23 protein-coding genes and 1 tRNA gene are annotated in these 23757 nt (G+C 60.1%); 11 read left to right on the top strand and 13 right to left on the bottom strand.

Annotation, left to right across the window (positions count from 1 at the left end; all coding sequences use genetic code 11):
* Positions 1–19 precede the first annotated feature (19 nt).
* The 3 genes from pgl to PZ897_RS18355 form a co-directional block, all read right to left on the bottom strand.
* Positions 20–742: a 6-phosphogluconolactonase gene (gene pgl, locus PZ897_RS18345; RefSeq protein WP_275754157.1), complete on the bottom strand. Its 723-nt coding sequence runs from the start codon at positions 740–742 to the stop codon at positions 20–22.
* A complete protein-coding gene (zwf, locus tag PZ897_RS18350) occupies positions 729–2204 on the bottom strand; it encodes a glucose-6-phosphate dehydrogenase (protein ID WP_275754159.1) in 1476 nt (491 codons plus the stop codon). Before zwf ends, pgl begins: the two co-directional genes overlap by 14 nt.
* A 129-nt stretch (positions 2205–2333) precedes the next feature.
* Entirely contained in the window at positions 2334–2687 is a 354-nt protein-coding gene (locus PZ897_RS18355) for a DUF2200 domain-containing protein (protein WP_275754161.1), read from the bottom strand.
* 120 nt (positions 2688–2807) lie between these two features.
* Between PZ897_RS18355 and PZ897_RS18360 the strand changes: the two genes are divergently transcribed.
* Complete coding sequence (locus PZ897_RS18360) at positions 2808–3443, top strand: SRPBCC family protein (protein ID WP_275754162.1); 636 nt, start codon at positions 2808–2810, stop codon at positions 3441–3443.
* Between the two features lie 11 nt (positions 3444–3454).
* A complete protein-coding gene (locus PZ897_RS18365) occupies positions 3455–3793 on the top strand; it encodes a metalloregulator ArsR/SmtB family transcription factor (protein WP_275754164.1) in 339 nt (112 codons plus the stop codon).
* Positions 3794–3839: 46 nt separating this feature from the next.
* Here PZ897_RS18365 and PZ897_RS18370 read toward each other — a convergent pair whose 3' ends face one another.
* From PZ897_RS18370 to PZ897_RS18380, 3 genes are read right to left on the bottom strand one after another with little or no spacing between them, the layout of a single operon-like run.
* Positions 3840–5126 carry an FAD-binding oxidoreductase gene (locus PZ897_RS18370; protein ID WP_275754165.1) on the bottom strand — a complete coding sequence of 429 codons (1287 nt, stop codon included), beginning with the start codon at positions 5124–5126 and terminating at the stop codon, positions 3840–3842.
* 12 nt (positions 5127–5138) lie between these two features.
* Entirely contained in the window at positions 5139–6575 is a 1437-nt protein-coding gene (locus PZ897_RS18375; RefSeq protein WP_275754166.1) for a glutamine synthetase family protein, read from the bottom strand.
* Entirely contained in the window at positions 6502–6720 is a 219-nt protein-coding gene (locus PZ897_RS18380) for a hypothetical protein (RefSeq protein ID WP_275754168.1), read from the bottom strand. Before PZ897_RS18380 ends, PZ897_RS18375 begins: the two co-directional genes overlap by 74 nt.
* 159 nt (positions 6721–6879) lie before the next feature.
* Here PZ897_RS18380 and PZ897_RS18385 point away from each other — a divergent pair, with 159 nt between their 5' ends.
* The 3 genes from PZ897_RS18385 to PZ897_RS18395 all read left to right on the top strand — a co-directional run bounded on the left by PZ897_RS18385 (position 6880) and on the right by PZ897_RS18395 (position 9756).
* Complete coding sequence (locus PZ897_RS18385; protein ID WP_275754169.1) at positions 6880–9411, top strand: HAMP domain-containing methyl-accepting chemotaxis protein; 2532 nt, start codon at positions 6880–6882, stop codon at positions 9409–9411.
* 89 nt (positions 9412–9500) lie between these two features.
* Positions 9501–9647, top strand: coding sequence for a type IIL restriction-modification enzyme MmeI (locus tag PZ897_RS18390; RefSeq protein WP_275754602.1), 147 nt, complete (start codon positions 9501–9503; stop codon positions 9645–9647).
* Entirely contained in the window at positions 9592–9756 is a 165-nt protein-coding gene (locus PZ897_RS18395) for a DUF6471 domain-containing protein (protein ID WP_275754171.1), read from the top strand. Before PZ897_RS18390 ends, PZ897_RS18395 begins: the two co-directional genes overlap by 56 nt.
* Here the strand turns inward: PZ897_RS18395 and PZ897_RS18400 are convergent.
* From PZ897_RS18400 to PZ897_RS18415, 4 genes are all read right to left on the bottom strand, one after another.
* Positions 9725–10321 (bottom strand): hypothetical protein, encoded by a 597-nt coding sequence (locus PZ897_RS18400; protein ID WP_275754603.1) that lies wholly within the window; start codon positions 10319–10321, stop codon positions 9725–9727. The two genes, PZ897_RS18395 and PZ897_RS18400, sit on opposite strands and share 32 nt — an antisense overlap.
* Positions 10322–12058: 1737 nt before the next feature.
* Complete coding sequence (locus PZ897_RS18405; protein ID WP_275754173.1) at positions 12059–12682, bottom strand: ribonuclease D; 624 nt, start codon at positions 12680–12682, stop codon at positions 12059–12061.
* A gap of 130 nt (positions 12683–12812) precedes the next feature.
* Positions 12813–13805, bottom strand: coding sequence for a BMP family ABC transporter substrate-binding protein (locus tag PZ897_RS18410; RefSeq protein WP_275754174.1), 993 nt, complete (start codon positions 13803–13805; stop codon positions 12813–12815).
* 529 nt (positions 13806–14334) lie between these two features.
* The gene (locus PZ897_RS18415) at positions 14335–14652 is read right to left on the bottom strand and encodes a hypothetical protein (protein ID WP_275754176.1); all 318 of its coding nucleotides are present in this window, start codon (positions 14650–14652) and stop codon (positions 14335–14337) included.
* Between the two features lie 290 nt (positions 14653–14942).
* On the opposite strand from PZ897_RS18415, the gene PZ897_RS18420 reads away from it, so the two are divergent.
* Positions 14943–15032: transfer RNA gene (locus PZ897_RS18420), tRNA-Ser, on the top strand.
* Positions 15033–15521: 489 nt separating this feature from the next.
* Here the strand turns inward: PZ897_RS18420 and PZ897_RS18425 are convergent.
* Positions 15522–16736: a M24 family metallopeptidase gene (locus tag PZ897_RS18425; protein WP_275754177.1), complete on the bottom strand. Its 1215-nt coding sequence runs from the start codon at positions 16734–16736 to the stop codon at positions 15522–15524.
* Between the two features lie 88 nt (positions 16737–16824).
* On the bottom strand, positions 16825–17709 hold the full coding sequence (locus tag PZ897_RS18430) for a LysR substrate-binding domain-containing protein (protein WP_275754179.1): 885 nt from the start codon (positions 17707–17709) through the stop codon (positions 16825–16827).
* A gap of 107 nt (positions 17710–17816) precedes the next feature.
* Here PZ897_RS18430 and PZ897_RS18435 point away from each other — a divergent pair, with 107 nt between their 5' ends.
* From PZ897_RS18435 to PZ897_RS18455, 5 genes are all read left to right on the top strand, one after another.
* Entirely contained in the window at positions 17817–18656 is an 840-nt protein-coding gene (locus PZ897_RS18435) for a creatininase (protein ID WP_275754181.1), read from the top strand.
* 37 nt (positions 18657–18693) lie between these two features.
* Positions 18694–19809, top strand: a complete 1116-nt coding sequence (locus PZ897_RS18440; RefSeq protein ID WP_275754182.1) for a spermidine/putrescine ABC transporter substrate-binding protein — start codon at positions 18694–18696, stop codon at positions 19807–19809.
* A 77-nt stretch (positions 19810–19886) separates the two neighbouring features.
* Positions 19887–20732 (top strand): ABC transporter permease, encoded by an 846-nt coding sequence (locus tag PZ897_RS18445; RefSeq protein ID WP_275754183.1) that lies wholly within the window; start codon positions 19887–19889, stop codon positions 20730–20732.
* Positions 20729–21544, top strand: coding sequence for an ABC transporter permease (locus PZ897_RS18450; protein ID WP_275754185.1), 816 nt, complete (start codon positions 20729–20731; stop codon positions 21542–21544). Before PZ897_RS18445 ends, PZ897_RS18450 begins: the two co-directional genes overlap by 4 nt.
* Positions 21459–22640, top strand: a complete 1182-nt coding sequence (locus PZ897_RS18455; RefSeq protein ID WP_275754187.1) for an ABC transporter ATP-binding protein — start codon at positions 21459–21461, stop codon at positions 22638–22640. Before PZ897_RS18450 ends, PZ897_RS18455 begins: the two co-directional genes overlap by 86 nt.
* A 137-nt stretch (positions 22641–22777) precedes the next feature.
* Here PZ897_RS18455 and PZ897_RS18460 read toward each other — a convergent pair whose 3' ends face one another.
* Positions 22778–23665 carry a LysR family transcriptional regulator gene (locus PZ897_RS18460; protein ID WP_275754188.1) on the bottom strand — a complete coding sequence of 296 codons (888 nt, stop codon included), beginning with the start codon at positions 23663–23665 and terminating at the stop codon, positions 22778–22780.
* Positions 23666–23757 lie beyond the last annotated feature (92 nt).

A 23757-nucleotide genomic window follows, 5' to 3' on the forward strand; every position in this document is an offset into this window, starting at 1 on the left:
GCGAGGGGGCTGGTGTGTCTCAGGGCGCCCAGAAAAGCTCGACTGCGGTTCTGGCATGGCGCAACACCGCACGCACCGGCATCTCCGCGTCATCGCCCGCCTCGAGTGCGCGGGTCAGCACGCTGTGTTTCTCGTCTCCTTCCATATGGAGCACGATCAGGCCCGCGTCCACGATCCGTGGCAAGGTCAGCGTCAGCCTTGGCTCGCCGGCGCCCGGCGCCTCGATCGCCATCACGCTCTGGCCGCACGCCGGGTCGGTCACCGCGGCGAGCGTCGTGCCGCCGGGAAAGAACGAGGCCGTATGACCATCGGTTCCCATTCCCAGCACCACCACATCAAGCGGCGGGGCCAGGGCATCGATCTTGCCGGCTGCTGCCGCTGCCATGGCCGTGGCGTCGCCAGGGCTGGAGTAGAGCGGCACGAAAGCCGCTTCCGCGGCGTGGTTTTGCAGCAGGAACAGGCTGGCCAGGCGATGGTTCGAGCGGTCGTTCGACGGCGGCACCATGCGTTCGTCGACCAGTGTCACGGTGACCTTGTTCCAGGCGATCGGCAGATTGGACAGCGCGATGAAGAAGTTCTTCGGGGTGGTGCCGCCGGAGACGGCCAGCGTTGCCCGGCCGCGCGCCTCGATTGCCGCTGTCAGCGCACCGGCCACCCGGGCAGCCAGCGCGTTTGCCAGTTCGGCCCCATTGGCAAAACTGGTTCGCTTAAGATGGGTTTGCAATGGATCAGTCGGTCTCATGCCAGGTCCTTCCGTCTCGTTCAATCAGTGCGATTGCCTGGCTCGGTCCCCAGGTGCCCGCCGTATAGGGCAGGACCGGCTGGCCGGTTTCCGACCAGGCAGTCAGGATCGGATCGACCCATGACCAGGCCGCTTCAACCTCGTCGCGGCGCATGAACAGGGTCTGGTTGCAGCGGATCACATCGAGCAGCAATCGCTCGTAAGCGTCCGGATTGCGTTCGGCGAAGCTGTCGGCGAAGCTCATGTCGAGCGAGACATGCTTGAGCCGCATGCCACCGGGGCCGGGATCCTTGATCATGATCCACTGCTTGACGCCCTCATCCGGCTGCAGCCGCATCACCAGCTTGTTGGCAGTGATCCGGCCGGCGGCCGAATCGAAGATCGAATGCGGAATCGGCTTGAAGGCCACCACGATCTCGGAGATCCGCTCGCTCATCCGCTTTCCGGTCCTGAGGTAAAACGGCACGCCTGCCCAGCGCCAGTTGTTGATTTCCGCCTTGAGCGCAACAAAGGTTTCGGTGCTCGACACGCCGCCTTCAAGCTCTTCCAGATAGCCCTTCACCGGGCCGCCGGACGAGGCGCCGGCCTTGTACTGGCCGCGCACCGTGACGGTGTCGGCATTGCTCTCGGTGATCGGTTTGAGCGAGCGCAGCACTTTGAGTTTCTCGTCACGCACGGCTTCTGCATCCATCGTTGCCGGCGGCTCCATCGCCACCAGGCACAACAGTTGCATGATATGATTCTGCACCATGTCGCGCAGCGCACCGGCCTTGTCATAATAACCGGCCCGGCCTTCAAGGCCAACGGATTCGGCCACGGTGATCTGCACATGGTCGATATGGGCGGAGTTCCACAGCGGCTCGTACAGCGCATTGGCGAACCGGAGCGCCATCAGGTTCTGCACCGTCTCCTTGCCCAGATAGTGGTCGATGCGGAAGATCTGTTCTTCATCGAAGACTTCGCCGATGGTCCGGTTCAGCATCCGCGCCGAGTGCAGATCCCGCCCGATCGGCTTTTCCACCACGATGCGGGTTTGCCCGGTGATCAGCCCGTTGGCGCGGATCCGCTCGGAAATGTCGCCAAACAGCGCCGGTCCGACGGCAAGATAAAACGCCCTGACCCGGTCAGCCCCTTCCGCGAGGATCGCCGTGAGCTCCGGCCAGCCCCTGTCCGACTTGGCGTCGACGGCGACGTAGAACAGCCGCGCCAGAAAACGCTCGATCTCGTCATTGTCATATTCCTGTGGCTTGAGGTGTAGCTTCAGCGCGTCCCGCGCAAACGCCCGGTAACCGTCATGGTCCATCTCCGCGCGCGAGGCGCCGATGATCCGGGTCGGGTCGGTCAGTTGCCCGGCAATCTGGCGGTGATACAGCGCCGGCAGCAGCTTGCGCTCGGCAAGATCGCCGGTGCCGCCGAAGACGACATAGTCGAAGGGATCGACCGGAATGATGATCTGGCTCATGGGGTGCATCCTGTCCGTGAACGGTGCCTTTTCATAATCTAATCGATTAGATAAAGCTAGGGGCGTGGCTGTATTCTGTGGGGTTTCCTCCTTGCAACAGCGAGGGGACGGCGTCGCCAAAGACGTGGATCAAGCGGAGCGGAGAATTTTCTCCATCGGTCTGCCTTTAGCCAATTCGTCGATCAGCTTGTCCAGATATCGTATTTCCTTCATGACCGGCTCGTCGATGTCCTCGATGCGGACACCACATATCACTCCCGTGATCATGCAGCGTGACGGGTTCAGCCGGGGCGCCCCGGCAAAGAAGGTCTCGAAATCGGTCATGCCTTCCAGCAGTTGACGCAGTTTGTCCTGATCGTATCCGGTCAGCCAGAAAATGATCTGGTCGACTTCCTCCGCGGCGCGGCCCTTCCTCTCGGCCTTGGCGACATAAAGCTTGTAGATGCTGGCGAAGCTGGTGGAGTAGATCTTGTGTGTTTTCATCGCGGCCTCGAGCGTCTGCAACATCGTTTTAAGCGAACGGTTGGAGCATTCCGGATTGACGATAGTCCCGAATCGTATAAGTTTCAACTTATATCAACCCATGGCAGCAGGGAGATCCGTATGGCCTGTGACCTTGAGCAGCACCTTGGAAAGCTCGACCGTTCGGTCATCGACCTGGAAAAGGATGGGAGGCCGGCACGGTCGGTGATCCTGTCTCGCCTCTACGAGACCGACATGGATGATCTCTGGGACGCCTTGACCAATGGCGAACGTATTCCGCGCTGGTTTCTGCCGCTTGAGGGCGATCTCCGTCTGGGCGGGCGTTTCCAGTTTAAGGGCAACGCCGGAGGTGAAATCGTTGAATGCGAACCGCCCCGGCATCTTGCCGTTACCTGGGAAATGCACGCCGATGTCAGTTGGGTGGAGGGGCGCTTGACCACTGAAGCAGCGGACGTGACTCGCCTGACCCTGACCCATACAGCCATCGTCAGCGCGTTCTGGCACCAGTACGGTCCGGGCGCGGTCGGCGTCGGGTGGGAACTCGGATTTGTCGGCCTTGCCTCGCACCTGGCAGCCCCGGACGCGCCGAGGATGGACGAGGAGGCCTTCAGCAAATCCGCCGCTGGAAAAGGGTTCATGCGGCAGAGCGCCCGGTTGTGGGGGGAAGCGGATATTGCGCGCGGCGAGACCCCCTTGCAGGCACAGGCAGCGGCCGAGCGCACGGCCGGGTTTTACCTGGGTGTGTCTCAAGGCTAGGGACAGCGGCAATGCACGCTCTTGATGTTCTCGGAGATCCCGTACGACGGCGCATTCTCGAGCTTCTTGCTCAGAACGAGCTCTCCTCCGGCGAGGTTGTCGAGGTCATTCACGGCGAGTTCGGCATCACCCAGGCGGCGGTATCGCAACACCTGAAAGTCCTCAGGGAAAACGGCTTCGCAAGCGTGCGGCCTGAGGGGGCCAGGCGATTCTACGCCATCGAAACGGCGTCCTTGAGAGAGGTTGACCAGTGGCTGGAGCGTTTTCGCAGCCACTGGGAGCCGAAACTGGACGCGCTGGCGACCGAAGTTGCCCGCGGCAAGCGGAAACGGCGCCTGTCGGAACAGTAATGCATGTCGCGCAAAAGTGTGCAGCGCGCTTAGTGCCCCCAAACTCTCAAAACTTGTCCCTGAGCGAAAACCAGGTCAGCGCCAGGAACAGCAGCGGCGTTCTGAACCGGTCGCCGCCGGGGAAGGGGCCGACCTTGAGGTTGCGCATCACCTCGAGATCCTCCGAGCCGCCCAGCACATGGTCGGCATAAAGCTTGCCGCAATAATTCGACAGCATCACCCCGTGACCGGAAAACCCGCCGATCGAGGTGACATTCTTCATCACCTCGCGCACGAACGGCCGCCGCGTCAGCGTGATGCCGACCGAACCGCCCCAGGCATGGCTGATCTCGACCCTGTCCAGCGCCGGATAGATCTCGGCGATCTGCCGCCTGATGTGGCTGGAAATATCTCTCGGATTGTCAGACGTGTAGGCCTCGCGCCCGCCAAACAGCAGCCGGCCGTCGGCGCTCTTGCGGAAATAGCGCACCACGAAACGGGAATCGTCGACCGATTCCCCGCCCGGAATCACCGGGCTGTCGGCGCCCAGCGGCACGGTGGCGCCGATGAACGAGCGGATCGGCATCACATGCGCCGATGTCACCGGCTCCAGCCCGTCAATATGGGCGTTGCAGGCAATCAGCGCCCTGCCGGCGGTGATCCGGCCCTGATCGGTGGTCACCGTCACGCTGCCGCCGGCGCTCGCGATGGCGCGTGCCCGGGTCGCCTCATGCAGCCTTGCACCCGCAGCCGCCGCCGCCCGCGCCAGCCCGACGACATATTTCAGCGGATTGATGTGCCCGGTTGCCCGGTCATAGATGCCGCCATGATAGCGCGTCGAGCCCAGTTTTTCCGCGATCGCGTCGCGGTCGAGAAAGTGCAGGCCCTCATAGCCGTAGTCTTCCGCCATGATCCGGACGTGATCGCGGTAATCCTTGACATAGCCCTTCTTGTGCGCCGCCGAGATCTGCCCCGGCCGGTAATCCGCCTCGATCCCGTGCGCTGTGGCGAAATCCAGCAGATGCGCCTTCGCCCGCTCCGCCACCGCAAACTGGTGTGTGGCTGCGGCGCGGCCAAATTCGGCCTCGCTCTCTTCCACCCAGGCCCGCTGGCCGGTGCCGATCTGGCCGCCATTGCGCCCCGAGGCGCCGTCGCCCAAGCGCGCCGCCTCGATCAGCACCACGTCCTTGCCGGCGGCTGCGAGATGGTAGGCTGCCTGCAGCCCGGTAAAGCCGCCGCCGATGATCACCACATCGGCCGTCGTTGCTCCGGGCAGGGCAGGGTAGGCGGGACGGTCGCCGGCCGTCGCCTCATAGAAGGAGACACCCGGCGCGATAGGACTTTGGTAAGCCATGAGCGACCAATCTCAAACGTTAAGCAGCAGGAATTCACGTTCCCAGGGGCTGATCACCTGCATGAAGGTCTCGAACTCGCCACGCTTGACCCCGGCATAGGTGTTGATGAACTCCTGGCCGAACACCTCGGCAAACGCCGGCTCGGATTCCAGCGCCGACACGGCTTCGAGCAGCCCGCGCGGCAGCTCCACCGAGCCCTCGTTGACGCTCTTGTAGGCCGGGTCGCTCGGCACCAGCGCGTTGACAATGCCGAGATAGCCGCAGGCCAGCGATGCCGCCAGCGCCAGATAGGAATTGGAGTCCGACGACGGCAGGCGGTTCTCCACCCGTCGCGCCACCGGTTCGGACGGCGGCACCCGGAATGCGGTGGTGCGGTTGTCATAGCCCCAGGCATTGTTGACCGGGCAGGCCATGTCCGGTGTCAGCCGCCGGTAGGAATTGACGTAGGGCGCCATCATCACCAGCGCCTTGGGGACATAATGCTGCATGCCGCCGATAAAACTGAAGAACGCCTCGCTTGGCTCGCCGTCGGGTTTGGAAAACACGTTCTTGCCGGTCTTGAGGTCGACCAGCGACTGGTGGATGTGCATCGCCGATCCGGCATATTGCTGCATCGGCTTGGCCATGAAGGTGGCGTACATGCCGTGCTTGATCGCCGCCTCGCGGATTGTCCGCTTGAACATGAACACCTGATCGGCCAGTTCCACCGGATCGCCATGCCGCAGGTTGATTTCCAGTTGCGCCGGGCCTTCCTCATGGATCAGCGTGTCGATTTCCAGACCCTGTTTTTCGGAAAAGTCATAGATATCGTCAACCAGTTCGTCGAACTCGTTGACGCCTGCAATCGAGTAGGACTGTCCGCCGGTGATCGTCCGTCCGGACCGCCCGCGCGGCGGTTTCAGTGGATAATCCGGATCGTCGGATTGCGCCACCAGATAGAACTCGATTTCCGGCGCCACCACCGGCTTCCAGCCGCGTTCGGCATAGAGCCCGACGATCCGCCTGAGCACGTTGCGTGGCGTGTAGCTCACCGGCTCGCCCTTGGTGGTGACCATGTCGCAGATCACCTGCGCCGTCGGGTCGCTCTCCCACGGCACCACCGACAGGGTCGACAGATCCGGCACCAGCTTGAGGTCGCCGTCGAGCGGATCATAGCGGAAATCGTCGGTTTCATCCGGATACTCGCCCGAGATCGTGTGCCGGAACACCGCCGATGGCAAGGCAAGCGATGTGTTGGAGGTGAATTTCGAGGATGGCATCATCTTGCCGCGCGCCACGCCGGCGAAATCCGGGGTGATGCACTCGATGTCCTCGATGCCGCGGACCCGGAGCCATTCGGTGGCTTCGGCCCAATTGCCGACGCCGCGCTTGGCTTCAAGATAGGCCGTCGAGGGTTTCCTGGCCGCTGTTTTCAAAGATGCCGTTTTGCCGACCTTGCGAGATGCCATAAATCACCATGGTTTTGTCAAGAATGCTCCGGTTATAAAGGTTTTTCCGGGCTGCGCCAGCCATCGCGGTGGCGTTTGAGGCGCGGCTGTCTGCCTCGCCGGCGCGGGCCAATTCCATTTGACCGTGTGGCCTCAGCAGCGCCATCTTTGCGTTCAGTCCGTGTTAACTTTGCACTGCCATTCTGCGATCAATGGGGGGAAACACGCGGCCAGGCTTAGCACCGGCGTGTTTGCATGATGCAGTCCTTGCCGTCGCGGTTCGCGTTCCGCATGTTTTCCAGCTTTTTCCGCAGGACCCGTGCACATGAGTATTGACAAGCTGCTTGCCCGTTTCTCGATTCAGACCAAAGTCATTGTGCTGGTCATGCCGCTTGTGGCGGGCATGGTTGGCCTGGCTGCGATCAATCTTTACACCGGCTCCCTGCTCGGCGGACGGCTGACCGGCACCAGCGCCAGCATCGAAACCCTGAGCGGGTTCAAGGAAGCCTATGCCGGCATGACCAACTTTCTGCACGATCAGAATGAGGAAAAGCGCGACAGCGTCATGCAGAGCCTCGATGCACAGCTCGGCCGCATGGAAAAAGTGCTGATGCTGGCGGAGAACCAGCAGGAATCCGATGCTCTTGGCCAATCCCGGCAGCTTGCCGAGGCGCTGCGCGGCGATGTCGACAGCCTCTGGCTGCTGCATGGCGAGGTCACCGGCCTTCGCGCCGGCTTCGCCGACACCCTGACCGAGCTGGGTGAGGTTCGCAATCGTCTCAACAGGCACATCGAGACGGTCGGGCAGGGACTGGCCGACGCCGAGAACGAAACCAAGACCATGCTGCGCTCGGCTGACAATCTGACGGGCGGCGCCACAACGGTCGTCGAGATAGCCACCGCCATCAACGCCGCCGACACGCCCGAAGCAGCCTTCGAGGCCGCCGAGGCGCTCAAGCGTGACATTCGCAAGATGCAGCGAGACCTGCCAAAGGCCATTCCCGACACCAAGCCTGCACTCAAGAGCCTGATCGTTGACAATATGGGCGGTCTGCTGGACACGCTCAAGACCGGCAATGTTGGTCCGGCCGGCATGATCGAGCTGCAGAAATTCGCCGGCGGCCTGCGTCCCACCGGCATCCAGTTGCAGGGCCTTGCCTCCCAGTTTGCCCGCGCCGCCACCCTCCGGTTCGGCGAGCTTGACCAGCAGATCCTGCAGGGTCAGCAGATCATCAGCGACAGCCGCGATTTCCTCGCGCGCCTGTCCGCGCTTGAACTGGCGATTGTGCATTTCCTCGGCATGCCCGACGAGATCAGCGGCGAGAACGTCGCCGCCAAGCTCAGCCGGGTGGATCAGAGCATTCAGCTGATCGCCTTCTCCGATGGTGGGGAAACCGTGCTCGAGGCGATCGGCCAGGCCTGGAGCGCCAAATCCGTCACCATTCCGGCACTGATGGCCGAGCTGATTGCCAAGCGCGAGGCCGAAACCGCCCTGTTTGCGGCAGCCTCCGACCGCATCAACCAGGCCTGGAGCGGCGTTCTCAGCTTCACCAGCAGCCAGCAGCAGGGCGCCGAGGCGGTCAAGCAGCGCGCCAACGGCATCACCCTGTCGGCGGCGGCCATCGGCGGTCTCTTCGGCCTCCTCGCCGCGTTTTTGCTGATCACCGCGCTCAAGGGTCCGATCACCCGGCTGGTCGGCGCCATGCGTGATGTCGCCTCCGGTGATCTCGATGTCGACGTCACCGACAATGCCCGCGCCGACGAGATTGGCGAGATGGCCCGTGCGCTGGATGTGTTCAAGTCCAATGCCATCGACAAGATCCGGGTCGAGGACGAGAGCAACCGCACCCGCGAAATGGCCGAACAGGCACGCCAGCAGTCCGACACCGAAAAAGCCGAATCCGATGCCCAGCTGCGCTTTGCCGTCGATGCGCTCGGCGCCGCGCTGCGCGACCTGTCGCAGGGCAATCTGGTGTCCACCATCGACACGCCGTTTACCGGCGAACTCGACAGGCTGCGGCTGGATTTCAACGAGTCGATCGAGCAGATGCGCGATACGCTCAGCCGCATCCGCGACAATGCCGGCTCGATTCAGTCGGGCAGCGCCCAGATGCGCTCGGCCGCCGATGATCTGTCGCGCCGCACCGAGCAGCAGGCGGCCTCGCTCGAGGAAACCGCCGCCGCCGTCGATCAGATCTCGGCCACCGTGCGGGCTGCCTCCGGCCGCGCCGCCGAAACCGACAAGCTTGCCGGTGACACCGCCAGCGATGCCCGCGCCTCGGGCGAGGTGGTGGCCCGCGCCGTCGATGCCATGAGCCGCATCGAGGACGCCTCGGGCAAGATCACCCAGATCATCGGTGTCATCGACGAGATCGCCTTCCAGACCAATTTGCTGGCGCTCAATGCCGGTGTCGAGGCGGCGCGTGCCGGCGAGGCCGGGCGCGGTTTTGCCGTTGTCGCCCAGGAAGTCCGCGAACTGGCCGGCCGCTCGGCCACCGCCGCCAAGGAGATCAAGGATCTGATCGCCCGGTCCGGCGAGGAAGTCCGCTCCGGCGTGTCGCTGGTGGGCGAGACCGGCGAGGCCATCACCCGCATCATCACCCGCATTGAGGAGATTTCGGGCCATGTCGGCGCCATGGCGACGGCCAGCCGCGAACAGGCCACCGGCCTGGGCGAGGTCAACTCGGCGGTCAACCAGATGGACCAGATGACCCAGCAGAACGCCGCCATGGTCGAGCAAACCAACGCCTCCAGCCACACCCTGGCCCAGGAAGCTGCCGAACTCGCGGCCATGGTCGCCCGCTTCCGCCTCGACATCGAGGACGCGCGCCGCCAGGCAGAGAGCCACGCCGCCTGAGCCGGGGACTGACTTCGGCATTTGCTATCGCGGCCAAGTTGCATATTGTGCGGTTTGACAGGCGGATGCGTCGTGCCGGGGAGACGTGAGTGGGAATCGAAGCCTTTATTGCCCGCTGGACCGCCCGCGAGGGCGGGGCCGAACGGGCCAATTACCAGATGTTCCTGTCCGAGCTGTGCGATGCGCTCGGCGTCGACCGGACAGCTAGTCGAGAAGCTGGCAAAGATAGGAGTTGACGAAAAGGAAGTGAACGTCCGCAACAAACTGTCGCGTGGGAAGTTCACGGCAGCTTTCCTGCTACAATGCTTTGACGCTATCGGGATGCAGGATCTTCGTCTTCATTAGCGTACGCAGCAGACAGCCGGCTTAATTCAGCGCCTACTTCGGAGAGATAGCTCTCTGGCCAAACATTTATGGACCAAATCGGCCTACTGACTACATTTTCGCTAACTCCTGATTTCTTCAATGAGATTGATAGATCTATTATCCTAGCCCCAAATTTATCCCAAAATTGCGCCTCTTGTCGATTCCTGTGGGACATAGAATCCCGCGATATCTGGTCATGATACGCCCTTATACTTTCCGAAGAATCATCAGTGGGTGCTGGAGGATAAGGCGGTTCCAAATCTTTCTGGTGCGCCACAAAGGTCGCTATTTCCGAAACAAGTGATGTGTACTTGTCTTTAAGCTGCGTAAACTCCTTTTGATCCATTGTTCTTATCTGAGCGATAAGTACGCGCCTAAAACCGATGTCCCCCTTCATGATTAGGTACAAAAGGATCGCACCTAGACCGGACATGATAATGATTGCGAATGTTATCAGGTAAACAACAAGACCGTGTGTGGCGGCCATGAATTGGATCTGTGACCACATCAGACCAACCGCCGCCGTGGTTGCTGCATAGGACATCGCGACAATCCAAATATTCTCTTTAAGAAGATTCCAAAGAGACCAGAGCGACTCAACCGTGGATAGCCTGCGAATTGACATGTTTGCGACAATGCCCCGAAACGGTCTGGTTGTGGAGTCGATTGTTTTTCAATCGCAATCATTTCACAGTCCTTTGTTGTAGGGACCGGTGCGGATGTATCGTTAGGCTTGGTGCTTTTGATACATAAGACCGCGATTTCAGCGCATTGGCATCAGCCAGGTGCTGGATATCGCAAGTGAGGGGGTATTTTCGGCACCGGCAGACCACCCCCTTTCTGGCAAAATCTATGACTTAGCGGACGCTATGATCATGATTTTGCTTTCTCCCCCAGTAATGGGGAAAAGCGCGTCACCGCGCTGCCGGACGGAAAATACGCTGCTAGACGGGCGGCGTAGGGCAGCAGTCGATTTCGGTGCAGTTCAAGAGCCCGTCACCCCGGACTTGATCCGGGGTCCAGCCACCGCGCGTCGGCGCGGTGAGAGACTCCTTCGGCACAGCACAAAGGTGTCTCCCGGCTCGCCGACGCGCGCCCGCTGGATGCCGGATCGGGTCCGGCATGACGGAATTCGAGGGACCCACAGCCCAATCCAACCTCCACACCCAGGATTACTTTCGGTTCCCCCTCGCGAACATCAGATCCTATGGCCGCAGCGGCCACCAATGAGCGCGGTCATCGGCAGCCCCTCAACCCCGTCACCCCGGACCTGATCCGGGGTCCAGCCACCGCGCGTCGGCGCGGTGAGAGACTCCTTCGGCACAGCACAAAGGTGTCTCCCGGCTCGCCGACGCGCGCCTGCTGGATGCCGGATCGGGGTCCGGCATGACGAGGTTCGGGACATGACGGCCCAATCCAACCTCCCCTCAAGGGGGAGGGGAAAAGCAATCCGTCTCAATCAGAACAATGGCCTAGCCAAAACCCAGGCCAATTTTATCCCCGCATTCCGCCCCCATGCCACACTGTGTCTGCTCCCGCTGCCGGATGGTTCGCGAACGTGTCGGGCCAGGCGGGGGGAAAGCCTTTCGGGATCTGCCGTAACGTGCGGCAAAGCCCGAGGGGAGGCGGAAAGCCATCGGGGCTCCGCTGGCGGGCGGCCTGCATCGACGCGGGCTGTGCAAAGCCAGCCACCGGGCCGGTTTTTCTCCGGGCCAGCCATCTGGCGGGCCAGGAACCGAGACACCGGACCGGGCCTGTGGCGGACATGGTGTCCAGGCTGTGGTCGATCCCACCCGTTGTTTCGGGTGACGGTCGAGAGCCATCGCTGAGCCACCAGCGTCCGTGCCGGACCCTTGAGACCCACGCCCGCGGCCGGTCCAGGCTGCGGCCGGAGCAATCCGGACGGAGAGCCCTGAAGAGGGGCAGGTGGATAAGCCGGCTCCGCGTGTGCAAGGCGCCGCCTGTCGGATGCGGACATCATCCGGCGCGTTTCGGGCCGCGCGCAGGTTGCGCCAGCCTGTGTGCATGGCGCGGTCAGATGGCTGCATCCGACCCCGAACGGACATGCACACACATAACCCTCATTTCCGTAAGGCAAAGCCCGCGTGCGGCCCTCCGGAATGCCAGGCCAGTTCACACCCCGGCGGCTTCGTCGCGCGGCAACGCCTTGGCATGTCCCGGCCTTGCCGGTCTGGCTTTGGCCGGCGTGATATTGGCCGGTCTGACTTCGGGGAGGCTCGCCTCGGGCGGGCCGATCCACACGCAGATGCGCGCGACCGGCTCAGCTATGGGCAAATATGTCGGTGTCGTCCCAGCCCAGAAGATCGAGCTTGGCGCGGGTCGGCAGGAAATCGAAACAGGCTTTGGCATGGGCTTCTCGCCCGTCGCGCTTGAGCCGGGCAGTGAGTTTGTCGGTCAGCGCATGCAGATGCAGAACATCGGCGGCGGCGTAATCGAGCTGTGCCTGGCTGAGGCTTTCGGCGGCCCAGTCGGAGGATTGCTGCTGCTTGGACAGGTCGATGTCGAGCAGTTCCCGGACCAGATCCTTGAGCCCGTGCCGGTCGGTGTAGGTGCGCGTGAGCCGCGAGGCGATCTTGGTGCAGAACACCGGCGTGGCGGTGACGCCAAAGCTTTGAAACAGCACGGCGATATCGAAACGGCCATAATGGAACAGCTTGCGCTTGCTCTGGTCCTCGAGCAGCGCCGCAAGGTTTGGCGCCCGGATCTGCCCGGCGGCGATCTGGATCACGTCGGCGGTTGCGTCGCCCGGCGAAAGCTGCACCACGCACAACCGGTCGCGGCGCGGCACCAGTCCGAGCGTTTCGGTGTCAATGGCGATGTCGTGCGTGTAGCGCGCCATCGCGGCTGCGGAAATGTCACCCGTGTGGGTGCGGATCTGGGCCATGGTTGAAACATCCCTGTTGGTGGCGCGGCTCTGTAGCCCGGGGCTTGCAGCCGGCGCAAGACAACGGCCGGGCGATGGTGCTGCCCGGCCGCTGCGTCCCTGTCAGTTGGCCCGCGGGCCATCAGCTGCCTCAGTAAGGGCAGGCATTGTCCGACATGTAGTCGTGAACCGTGATCTTGCCGGCGATGATGTCGGCTTTGGCAGCTTCCACTGCCGCCTTCATCTCGTCGGTGACCAGATCGGCATTGTGTTCATCCATGGCGTAATCCACGCCATCTTCCGCCAGGCCGAGCGAGCTGAAACCATAGGAGAACTTGTCATCCTTGGCATCCATGAAGGCATTGTAGACAGCCACATCGACGCGCTTGAGCATCGAGGTGAGCACCTTGCCGGGCTGCAGGCCGTTCTGGTTGGAATCGACGCCGATGCCGAGCTTGCCCGCATCAGCGGCAGCCTGAAGCACGCCGATGCCGGTGCCGCCGGCCGCCGCATAGACCACGTCGGAGCCCTGGTCGATCTGCGACTTGGTGATCTCGCCGCCCTTGACCGGGTCGTTCCAGGCGTCAGGCGTGGTGCCGGTCATGGCTTCAAGAACCTTGGCGTCGGGATTGGTTGCCAGAACGCCGCCCTTGTAGCCGCAGGCAAACTTGCGGATCAGCGGGATGTCCATGCCGCCGATGAAGCTCACCGTGCCGGTCTCGGACGCCTTGGCGGCCATCACGCCGACCAGGAAAGATCCTTCCTGCTCCTTGTAGACCACGGACCGCACATTTGGCGCGTCCACCACCATGTCGATGATGGCGAAATCCGTCTCCGGATAGTCGGCGGCGACCTTCTCGAGCGAAGCTGCCCAGGAAAAGCCGGCCATGACGATCGGGTTGTTGCCGTCCTTGGCAAAGCGGCGCAGCGCCTGCTCGCGCTGGGCGTCGTTGGCAATCTCGAAATCGCGGTAGTCGATTCCGGTTTCGGTCTTGAATTTTTCAGCGCCGACATAGGCAGCCTCGTTGAAGGATTTGTCGAACTTGCCGCCGAGGTCGTAGATGATGGCCGGCTTGATGTCGGCGGCCATGGCGGTCGCAGACATTGCGGCGATGGCGAGGAAGCTCAAAAGCGTGCGTTTCATGATGTGCAGCCCTGTAGGTTAACTGTTGATCTTTATGGGTCCTCCCGCATGCCCAATTGGGCAGACCTGCGGAATTTGCCGGCCATTGCTGGCCGGAAGCCGGTATCCTTGCATGGCTTTTGGGAAAAATCCAACGCCGAATTGAGACCGTGGTGATTACGCAAATGGCTGTCGCGTCATCTTCGGGCCGATGCCCCCCGCGGCGCTCGACCGCCGTTTCCGGTCAAGCCGCTGCTGGCCGCTGCTGGCCGCTGCGGGCCGCAGCGGGCCGCATCCTCCCCGCTTGCATTGTGCAACGCGGTGCCGCGTGCCGCCGCGGGGTGCCGGCTGGTTCGGGGTCCTGGTTCAAGCCGGCCGGCAGGCTCGGCAGAGTGTGAGGCGGGCCTTGTCTCTGGCCGCGGCGTCAAGCGGCGACAATCGGCTGGTCGGCTGGCGGATCAGCGCCGCGCCTGAGCCTCGGGACGAGACTTCGGGGGCGGCACGCGCGCCTGAGCGGCGCGATCTGCCATCACCCGGCGCCGGCGGCCGGTCAGGCGGCAAAGCGTCCGGCCAGCCGGGCTCGGCGATAGCCCGCCAGATAAAACAGCAGCGACAGCGCCAGCAAGACGACACAGGCCGGCTGCATCAGCACCCACGCCACGCCCGGATCCCACACCCAGGCGGGCAAATACTGAGCCGACAGATTTTCCAGAAGCGCCAGGGTTTCGGGGCTGCCCGACGACCAGGATTGTGCCAGCGGGGAGAGCACCAGCCTGCCCGCGGCGACCGATTTTATGGCGTCGACCAATCCGGCAAGCACAGCACATACCAGAAAGACAAGGCTCAACGTCCGCGCGACAAATCGCATTTCTTGCTCCCGACAGAGACAGTCGACAAGGCCGGCAACCCAGGCCCGGTCCGAGACATAATGGCCGAAATTCATTGACGCAATGGCCAGCTGACGCCGCTGCAGCCGGCAGCGCTGAATAATGTCGCTGCGCGCTGCCGAATTACGGTTGCCAAGCAGGGCGTCTTGGCTATAGTGCCGCCCGATCCGGACCGGTAACTCCGGGTGCTTTGCGGCACCCTTTGCCCGGCAGATCGACCGCCTTGACATCGGCCGGCATGGCCGGGTACTTGCGCGTCAGACGGATATGCGGAGAGGTGGCCGAGTGGTCGAAGGCGCACGCCTGGAAAGTGTGTAGGCGGGGAACCGTCTCGAGGGTTCGAATCCCTCTCTCTCCGCCATAAACCACCCTGTTGATTTCACATGGTTTCCAGACCCCCGGATTGGGCTTGTCCCCACTCATGTACCCGGGTTTTGCCATGTATTTGACGCGCCGCGAGAACGGATATCGATTCCAGCGCCGAATCCCCAAGAACCTGGAGCTGATTCTCGGCAGAACGCCCATCCGCATCCGCATCCGCTTGGGCAATCTGTCCGTTCGGTAGGCTTCAGGTATCGCCCGTTTGCTGGCCAGTCATTCGGACCGGCGATTTCTCGATGTCGTGGGCTACGGGGATAAAGCCATGTCCGACAATACCGATCCAAGGAGCGGTTGCGAACATTATCGCCAAATTCAGATCAGCGTCTGGCTGGCAGATAGGCCAAGGCGCCGAGAAGGGGTTGGATTTGTGTCATAGCGCGATAGCTGTATGGAACGCCCGCAAGCGTCACAGCGAACACCGCCAGTGTGGCGAGGCATGTGAGCCAACTGCGCCTACGACCTGACCGCATCACCGCCCCACAATGTTGTGTTCTGGCCCGAACGGGAACCGGGTTATGTTTTCCGCCCCGTCTTCGGACATGACAACAATGTCGTGCTCACGGTATCCCCCCGCCCCGGCAGTGCCTTCCGGGATCATCACCATCGGCTCCATGGAAACCACCATTCCAGGCTTCAGCTCGGTGTCGATGTCTTCTCGCAGTTCCACGCCCGCTTCGCGGCCGTAGTAATGGCTCAGCACACCAAAACTGTGGCCATAGCCGAAAGACCTGTATTTGAGCAGGTCCCATTCACGGTACATTTCGTTGAGCTCGATCGCGATGTCGCTGCACCGTGCGCCGGGCTTGAGCAGGCGCAGGCCACGCTCATGAACCGCAACATTCTTGGTCCAGATTTCGAGACTGGCGTCATCCACCGAGCCGCAGAACATGGTTCTTTCGAGAGCGGTGTAATAGCCGAAAATCATCGGGAAAGCATTCAGGCTCAGAATGTCTCCCTGCTCGATGGTGCGGTTTGTAACCGGGTTGTGGGCACCGTCGGTGTTGATGCCGGACTGGAACCATGTCCATGTGTCCATCAGCTCCACAAACGGAAATGACTTGGCAATTTCGCGGATCATCGCGTTGGTGCTGGCGATTGCCACTTCATGCTCTTGAACGCCTGCCTGAACAGCATTGAAAGCCGCCCAGCCGCCCACATCGCAGATCCGAGCGCCCTCCTTGATAAGCCTGATCTCTTCGCCCGACTTGATTGTCCGCATCCACATTGACGCGTCGGAAACATCGACAAATTCGACACCCGGCAATGCTGCTTCAAGCGACTTTCGATAGTCGAGCGAGACATGGTCGAATTCGATCGCCACCCGCTTGGCGCCGTGGGTCAGTTGCTGGACGGCGCGGTAAAAATTATCCTGGCGCCAATCCGTGTAGGTCACGTTCTGGCCGAAGCTGCGCCGCCACGGCTGCCCGCCATCGATTCCCGCGGAGATGGTCGTCGCCGAATTCGCGGTTACAACCATTCCGTATTTGCGCCCGAAATAGCAGTAAAGCCAACCTGAATAATAGTTTATGCAATGGTGCGAAGTCAAAAGCGTCGAATCGACGTTGTTCCTGTCCATCCAGGTGCGAAGATCATCCTGGCGACGCTTCATTTCCTGATCGGAAAATGGCGAATAGTCCTTTTCGCCATTGTGCCATTCCATTACGTGAAGCATGTCTTCCATCAATGGTGCGCCGCCTGCCGATTTCCACTGCTTCAGCTAGCACTCATTGGTTCAATCCCAGAAATTAATTGACGTTATTTGGGGATAAGGACTATTTATGGTTTCGGACGATTATCGTTTTTTGGAAACCGGCCACCCCATTGGAAATCCGCTCGACCAGGCGGATGGCGGCGTCAGATAGTCTGATGTGTTTGTAGAAAATTCCGACATTTATGGGTGGCAAGGGTGGAAACCCATCCGCAACGACCAATTTGCGCATCCCGGGTTGGTACGTCTTTCTGGTGAGTGCACTTATTCCAAGGCCGCTGATCACCGCATTCTGCAGAGCATTGATGCCAGGACTGCAAAACGCTATGCGCCAGTTTTGTCCGGTGGCTTCAAGGGCGTGCAGCATTCGGGCGCGGTAGGCGCAACCTTCAGGATGAACCACCAGAGGTACCGGCTTGCCGGGTGCAAGGCTGAAATCCCGCCCGCAGACCCAATAAGGTCGTTCGGACCAATGCAAAGATACGTAGGGCATGGGCATGCTGTCGGTGACAGCAATGACGATATCGAGCTGATCGGCATGCAGCAGGTCCAGGAGGTCTCGGCTCCAGCCACACAGGATATCGAGTTCCACGCCTGTATTTTCCTGCATGAAATTGACGATTTCCGATTGAAAGAATCCGATCGAATAATCAATCGGCAGGCCGACCCGCAGGACGCCGGACAAATTTGACCGCCGGATTTGCGAGGCGGCGCTGTCGTTGAGCTGCAGGATCTGGCGGGCATAACTCAAAAGCATCTGCCCATCGCCGGTCAGGTTCAGCTTCTTGCCCGAATGCTTCACCAGCTGACGGTCGAGCAGTTGCTCAAGCCGCTTTATCTGCAAAGAAATTGCAGGCTGTGTCCGGCCGAGGACGCGACCTGTTTCCGTATAATTTCCGAGATCCGCAGCCGTTACGAATGTCCGCAGCAGGTCGGTTTGTAGGTTCAATGGTGCTCGCATAATAAATAATACTTATCCCCGCATTGAAACTATGAATTTTGGATTCCTAGTCGATGGAACGTAGTTTGATCAACAGGAAAAAACCGAGGAATGTCATGTCCCACCAGACTGTATTTGCTGCCGAGCTGGCATGGCCCGAATATAAACGGCGGGTCTCGGGTGGGGATTGCCCTATCCTGTTGCCGCTTGGATCGATGGAGCAACATGGCCATCACATGCCGATGCATGTGGACGTGCTTTTGCCGACCGAGTTCGCCCGTCGTGCGGCAACCGAGATTGGCGCCCTGGTCGCTCCCCCCTTCACCTATGGCTACAAGTCGCACACCAAGTCCGGTGGCGGCAACCATTTACCCGGCACCACCAGCCTTGATGGGGCAACCCTGGTCAATGCCTTGCGCGATGTGATCCGCGAATTTGTGCGCCATGGCGCCCGCAACCTCTGCATCGTGAATGGCCATTTCGAGAACTCCTGGTTTATTGTCGAAGGGATCGATCTGGCGCTGCGCGAGCTCAAATGGGCCGGCATCACGGATGTGAAGATCGTCGTTCTTTCCTATTGGGATTTTGTCCATGAGGAGGCCATCGCCAAGCTTTATCCCGATGGCTTTCTTGGCTGGGATATTGAGCATGGCGGGGTGCTGGAAACGTCGCTGATGCTTTCACTTTATCCCGAATTTGTCTCTCTCCAGGATGCGGTCGAGCACGCGCCCGCTCGCTTTCCACCCTATGATGTCTATCCGGCAAATCCGGACTGGACCCCGCCCAGCGGCACCCTGTCTTCGCCTCTCGGCGCCACGATCGAAAAGGGGGAGCTGCTGCTCTCAGTCTGCACCGAAGGAATTGTTTCGGCGCTTCGCAAAGAATTCGCATTGCCTGCCGATGCCGCAGAGTCGGTGACAAGAGAAGCTCGGACAACGTTGGTGGAGCAGGGTTGAGACTGCCGAGCAGTGCCATTTACAGGAGGAGTACTACATGTCTGATCTATCTTTTATGACCCGTCGCAAAATTCTCAAACTTGCCGGTGCAACGACACTGGCGGCGCCATTTCTGTCGATCCGAGCCAGCGCGCAGACCGTCAATCTGTCGATGCTTGCCTGGTATGGCCATGCCGAACCAGACATTGTCGGGGAATTTGAGGAAGCCAACAACGTCAAGTTCACGCCGAAATACTACACCGGCGGTGACAATATGCTGGGTCTCATTGCCCAGTCGCCCGCCGGCACCTACGACGTCATCCTTTCTGATGCGGAATATGTTCAGCAGCTGAACTCCGCCGGTTATATCGAGGAGCTTGACCCGGAAGATTATCACTTTGACGACTATTTTCCGGAGTTCCAGAAATTTCCCGGCCACTGGAAGGACGGCAAGCTGTTTTCTGTGTTGACGCGGTTCGGATTTCTAGGTGTCGCCTATAACACGGACACGTTCAGTGAAGCCGACGCGATGAGCTACGATCTCTATGCGGACGACCGGCTAACCGGGAAACTGGGGCACTTTGATTGGCATCTGCCCAATCTCGGCCAGACCAGCCTCTGGGCCGGCAATGCATCGCCCTACGATATCGATGCGGCTGCATGGGATGCAGTCAAGGCAAAAACAATGACTCTGCGTCCTCAGGTCGGGGGCTTCTTCGACTACGGCGGAACCTTCTCGTCGCTCAAGAACGGGCAGATGCTGGCCTTTGCCGGAATTGGAGACTGGATTACCGGCACCTTGGAAAAAAATGGTGCGAAGGTTCGCTCGGTTGTGCCGGAGCAAGGGGGGCTGCAGTGGACGGAAAGCTTCTCGATCGGCAAGGGCTCGCCAAACGCCGAGATGGCGAAAAAGTGGATCCAGTGGATCACCTCGCCCGAGGGGCAGGCCAAGTCTGCAGACATGGCTGCCTATCCGGCGTTGATCCCGAACCAGAAGGGATGGAAAGTCCTCAATGAAACCAATATGGCCGAAGCCAAACGCCAGAAAATGGTCGTCGGTGAAGCCAACGTGATGGATATGATCCGGAGTGGACAAATCCAGTTCCGGCAACTGCCGGTTCAGCAGGGTATTGAAGACTGGAATGACTTCTGGTCTGACTACAAGGGCGCTTAGCGCTGACCTGTGCGCTGTCCGTCCGGGGCGGCGCACAGGGCCTCCTTCCGATCCTCTGTTCTTCTGAAAGCTTTTCAATGCGGCACCACGCATCACTTTTTGGTCTGACCCTGGCATTGCCGCTGTTGATCTGGCAGCTGCTGTTCTTTGTTGCACCGCTCGCTTTTCTTGTCGCGCTCAGCTTCTGGACGGTGCGGAATTTCCAGATGCAGCCCGATTTTGATGTTTCGAACTGGGTCCGCATCTATACACGGGAAGTGTTCTGGCAAGCCTATTTGCGGAGTTTGATCCTCGCCACGGCTGCCACCGTGTTGACCAGCGCGATCGCTTTTCCTGCGGCTTATGCAATTTCGTTCAAGCTGTCAGAGAGCGCCAAGCGCTGGATCGTCTTCATTCTCGTGATTCCGTTTTTCACCAGCTACCTGGTCCGGGTCTATTCGCTTCAGGTCTTCCTCTCCGATGCTGGTATCCTCAACGCTGCGCTCGGATATTTCGGGCTGGGGCCGGTGCTGATGCTCAACAACACGTTCGGGGTCCTGGTCGGTCTTGTCACCCTGTGCCTGCCGCTGGTCATCCTGCTGCAGACCTTCAGTCTCAATTTCGTCAACCGTGATCTGGTCGAGGCGGCACACAATCTGCGCTGCGGGCCATTGGCCACCGTGTTTCGCGTCATCGTGCCCTCGGCAAAGGTGGGGCTGATCATCGCCGCGCTGTTCTCATTCATCCTTTCCTTCGGTGATTTTGTCAGTCCGCTCTACCTGGGTGGCGGCAATCCACCCACGCTTTCGATCATGATTACCGATATTACGAAATCGGGCCAGCAATGGCCGCGAGCAGCGGTCGTCGCGATCACCATGATCGTTTCGCTTCTCATCGTGGCCTTTGCCTCAATCCGGTTTGCCTACAAGGAGCGCGGCCGATGACCGTCACACGCGATCGAATGATTTCCGGAACCTTGAAGTTTCACCTGTTCTTGTGCGTCGTGTTCATCTTCGCCCCCATTATCGGCAGCTTCGTCTTTTCGCTGAACTCGGATCGCTTTCCGTCGTTGCCGCTGGGTTCCTTTTCAACCGAATGGTATCGGCTGATCTGGGAGGATCCGTTCGTCTGGGCCGGATTCTTCAACACCATGATCGTTGGCTTCTGCGTCGCGGTGATTGCCACGGTGCTCGGTTTTGGCGGTGCCTATACCGATTATCGTTACAAGTTCTTCGGCAAACAGATCTACATGGCGCTTGCGCTGCTGCCTCCCACCATTCCGGTTGTCATTCTCGGCCTGGCAATGCTTGCCTATCTTTCCCGCATCGGTTTGTCCGGCGATTTGTACTCCATCATAATCGCGCATGGCGTGATGTGCTCTCCCTTCGCGATGGCGATCATCCGGTTGCGGCTTTCACAGATGGATCCGGATCTTGAAGCCGCCGCCTGGAATCTCGGCGGCAACGAATGGGTCACCTTGCGCCATGTGGTGCTTCCCTTCACGTTTCCCGCCATTATCGCTTCGCTGTTCATCACGATGGCGGTGTCCTTCGACGAGTTTGCCGTCGCCTGGTTCGTCTCTGGCCTTCACGAGACGCTCCCGGTCAAGGTTCTCGGGTTCCTGCAAGGACAAGTCAGCCCGCGCATCAACGCGATCGGTTCCCTCGCCTTTGTTTCCTCCATCAGCCTTATCGTGCTGGCGCAAATGTTGTTGCGCACCCCATCCACACGTTCCCGCTCTGCATCGGAAGACTAAAATGCAAAACACACCAATCGTCGCCTTCGATCAAGTCAACAAGAGTTTCGGAAATTTTGTTGCCGTCGAGAACGTCAGTTTCGAGATCGGCCGGGGAGAGTTTCTGGCGATCATGGGCTCGTCCGGCTGTGGCAAGACGACCACGCTGCGTATGCTGGCCGGGCTGGAAGCCCCCAGTCAGGGGCGCATTCTGCTGGACGGAGAAGAGGTTGGTGACAAGCCGACCTGGAGCCGGGATACACCGATGGTGTGGCAAAGCCTTGCACTGTTTCCGTTTCTAACGGTGCAGGAAAACGTCGAATTCGGACTGAAGATGCGGAAGGTTCCCCGCAAAGAGCGGATCGAGCGAGCCCGCAAATGGCTTGATCGGCTGGGTATTCTTGAGTTCGCCGATCGCAACATCGCCCAGTTGTCAGGCGGTCAGCGTCAACGTGTTGCTCTTGCTCGCTCGCTTGTAACCGAGCCCAAGATCCTGTTGCTGGATGAGCCTCTTTCAGCGCTGGATGCGCATCTGAAGGTCCGCATGCAGTCGGTGCTGTCAAATCTGCAAAAGGACCTCGGCATCACCTTCGTGTATGTCACGCACAGCATGTCCGAGGCTTTTTCGATGGCAGACCGGGTGATCATCATGAGCCGCGGCAAGGTCGAGCAGATTGGCACGCCGGAGGAAATTTTCCACCATCCGACCAACCGCTTCGTCGCCGAATTCCTCGGTTCCTCCAATATATTCACAGGCGTCATATCATCGGTGAATGGCGACACGCTGAGCGTCCGGACCAAAGAGGGCGTGTTTGAAATCCGAAACCAGAAAAAACTGGAAAAACAGGCAGGAGATTCGATCTCGTTTACGGTGAGATCGGAACAATTGAAATTGGACCTTGAGGACAGCAAGCCGTTGCTCAACAGCATTGTCGCAACGGTGGTCGGAGAAGAATTTTCTGGCGCAATGGCCAACATATTTCTTGAAACAGCAGACGGCCTGGAGTTGCAGGTCCAAAAACCTCACGAGGAAATTCGCAAACTGGGCGTTCGGCACAATCGAAATGTGGTCGCGTATTTTGATCCAGACCAATGCCATATCTTGTCCGAGGGGTAGTTGACCGCCTGACATCGGATTGCTGCTGCGGGGTCCGTTTCCCCGACCCGTTCTCATCGGCATGATCATCGCAAATCGCGGGAATACAGGGAGCCGCTCATTTGCTTCCTGCAGGCAAACTCCCGCTGATTGGCAGACTATCGTTCTGCCATTGCCCAATTCTTAAACACGCGCACTTGCTCGGATATCCGTTCGTCAGTCGACATGACGGAGAGCAGGTAGTAATTCGAACCTCCGTCGACCGTTTCACCGGAGAGTTGTACCAAGCTTCCCGATTCGATATCGCTTCGCACCATCTTTATCGGACAGATGGCGACACCCTGCCCAGACAGTGCGGCTGCCCGAAGCAGATTGAAATCTTCAAATGTGGCGCCTTCCAGATCGGCTTGTGCCGTGTAGCCAGATTGCAAAAACCAATTCTGCCAGCCAGTCGTGTCGCCATCATGCAGGAGCCCGAGCCTTAGGAAGTCGTCTGCATTTTCTGGCTGATGTCCAAGAGAGTTGAGCAGCAAGGGACTGCAAACCGGTACACTCTCGCCTCCGAGAAAGAATGCGCTTTCGACATTGGCAATATCCGGGGAGGCCGACGAGAACACGAAGGCCAAGTGGACATCATGAAAATTGATGTCTCTGCCATGCATGACGTAGACGATCCGGGTTTCGATCTCGGGAAAGGCTGTGCGAAACAGGCCCAGCTTGGGAATTAGCCAACACATGGCGACCGAAGGAATGGCTGCAATAACAAGGGGGCGCGGTGTGTTGTTGGCCAAGGCGCGATGACAGGCCGCCTCAATTTCCGTCAGGGATTGCCGCAGGGCACGAGCCAACTCCACCCCATGCGGCAACAATCGGGTGCGGTTGCCCTCACGTTCAAACAGCGGCGCACCAAGCCAGACTTCAACGGCCCTTATTTGATGGCTGACAGCGGATTGGGTCACAAACAGGGAGTCGGCCGCTGCCTTGAACGATCCAAGGCGCGCCGCAGCCTCAAAGGTGCGCAATGCATTCAAAGGTGGTGTGCGCATGCGAGACCCTCTGGATGAAAAAATGTAATGCTATCTTGAAATATCGTCTTTTGACAGCCGGGATTTTTAATTGCCTTCTTCCGTGGGGGAAT

The sequence above is a fragment of the Hoeflea sp. YIM 152468 genome, from assembly GCF_029210485.1.
Classification (GTDB): Bacteria; Pseudomonadota; Alphaproteobacteria; order Rhizobiales; family Rhizobiaceae; genus Hoeflea.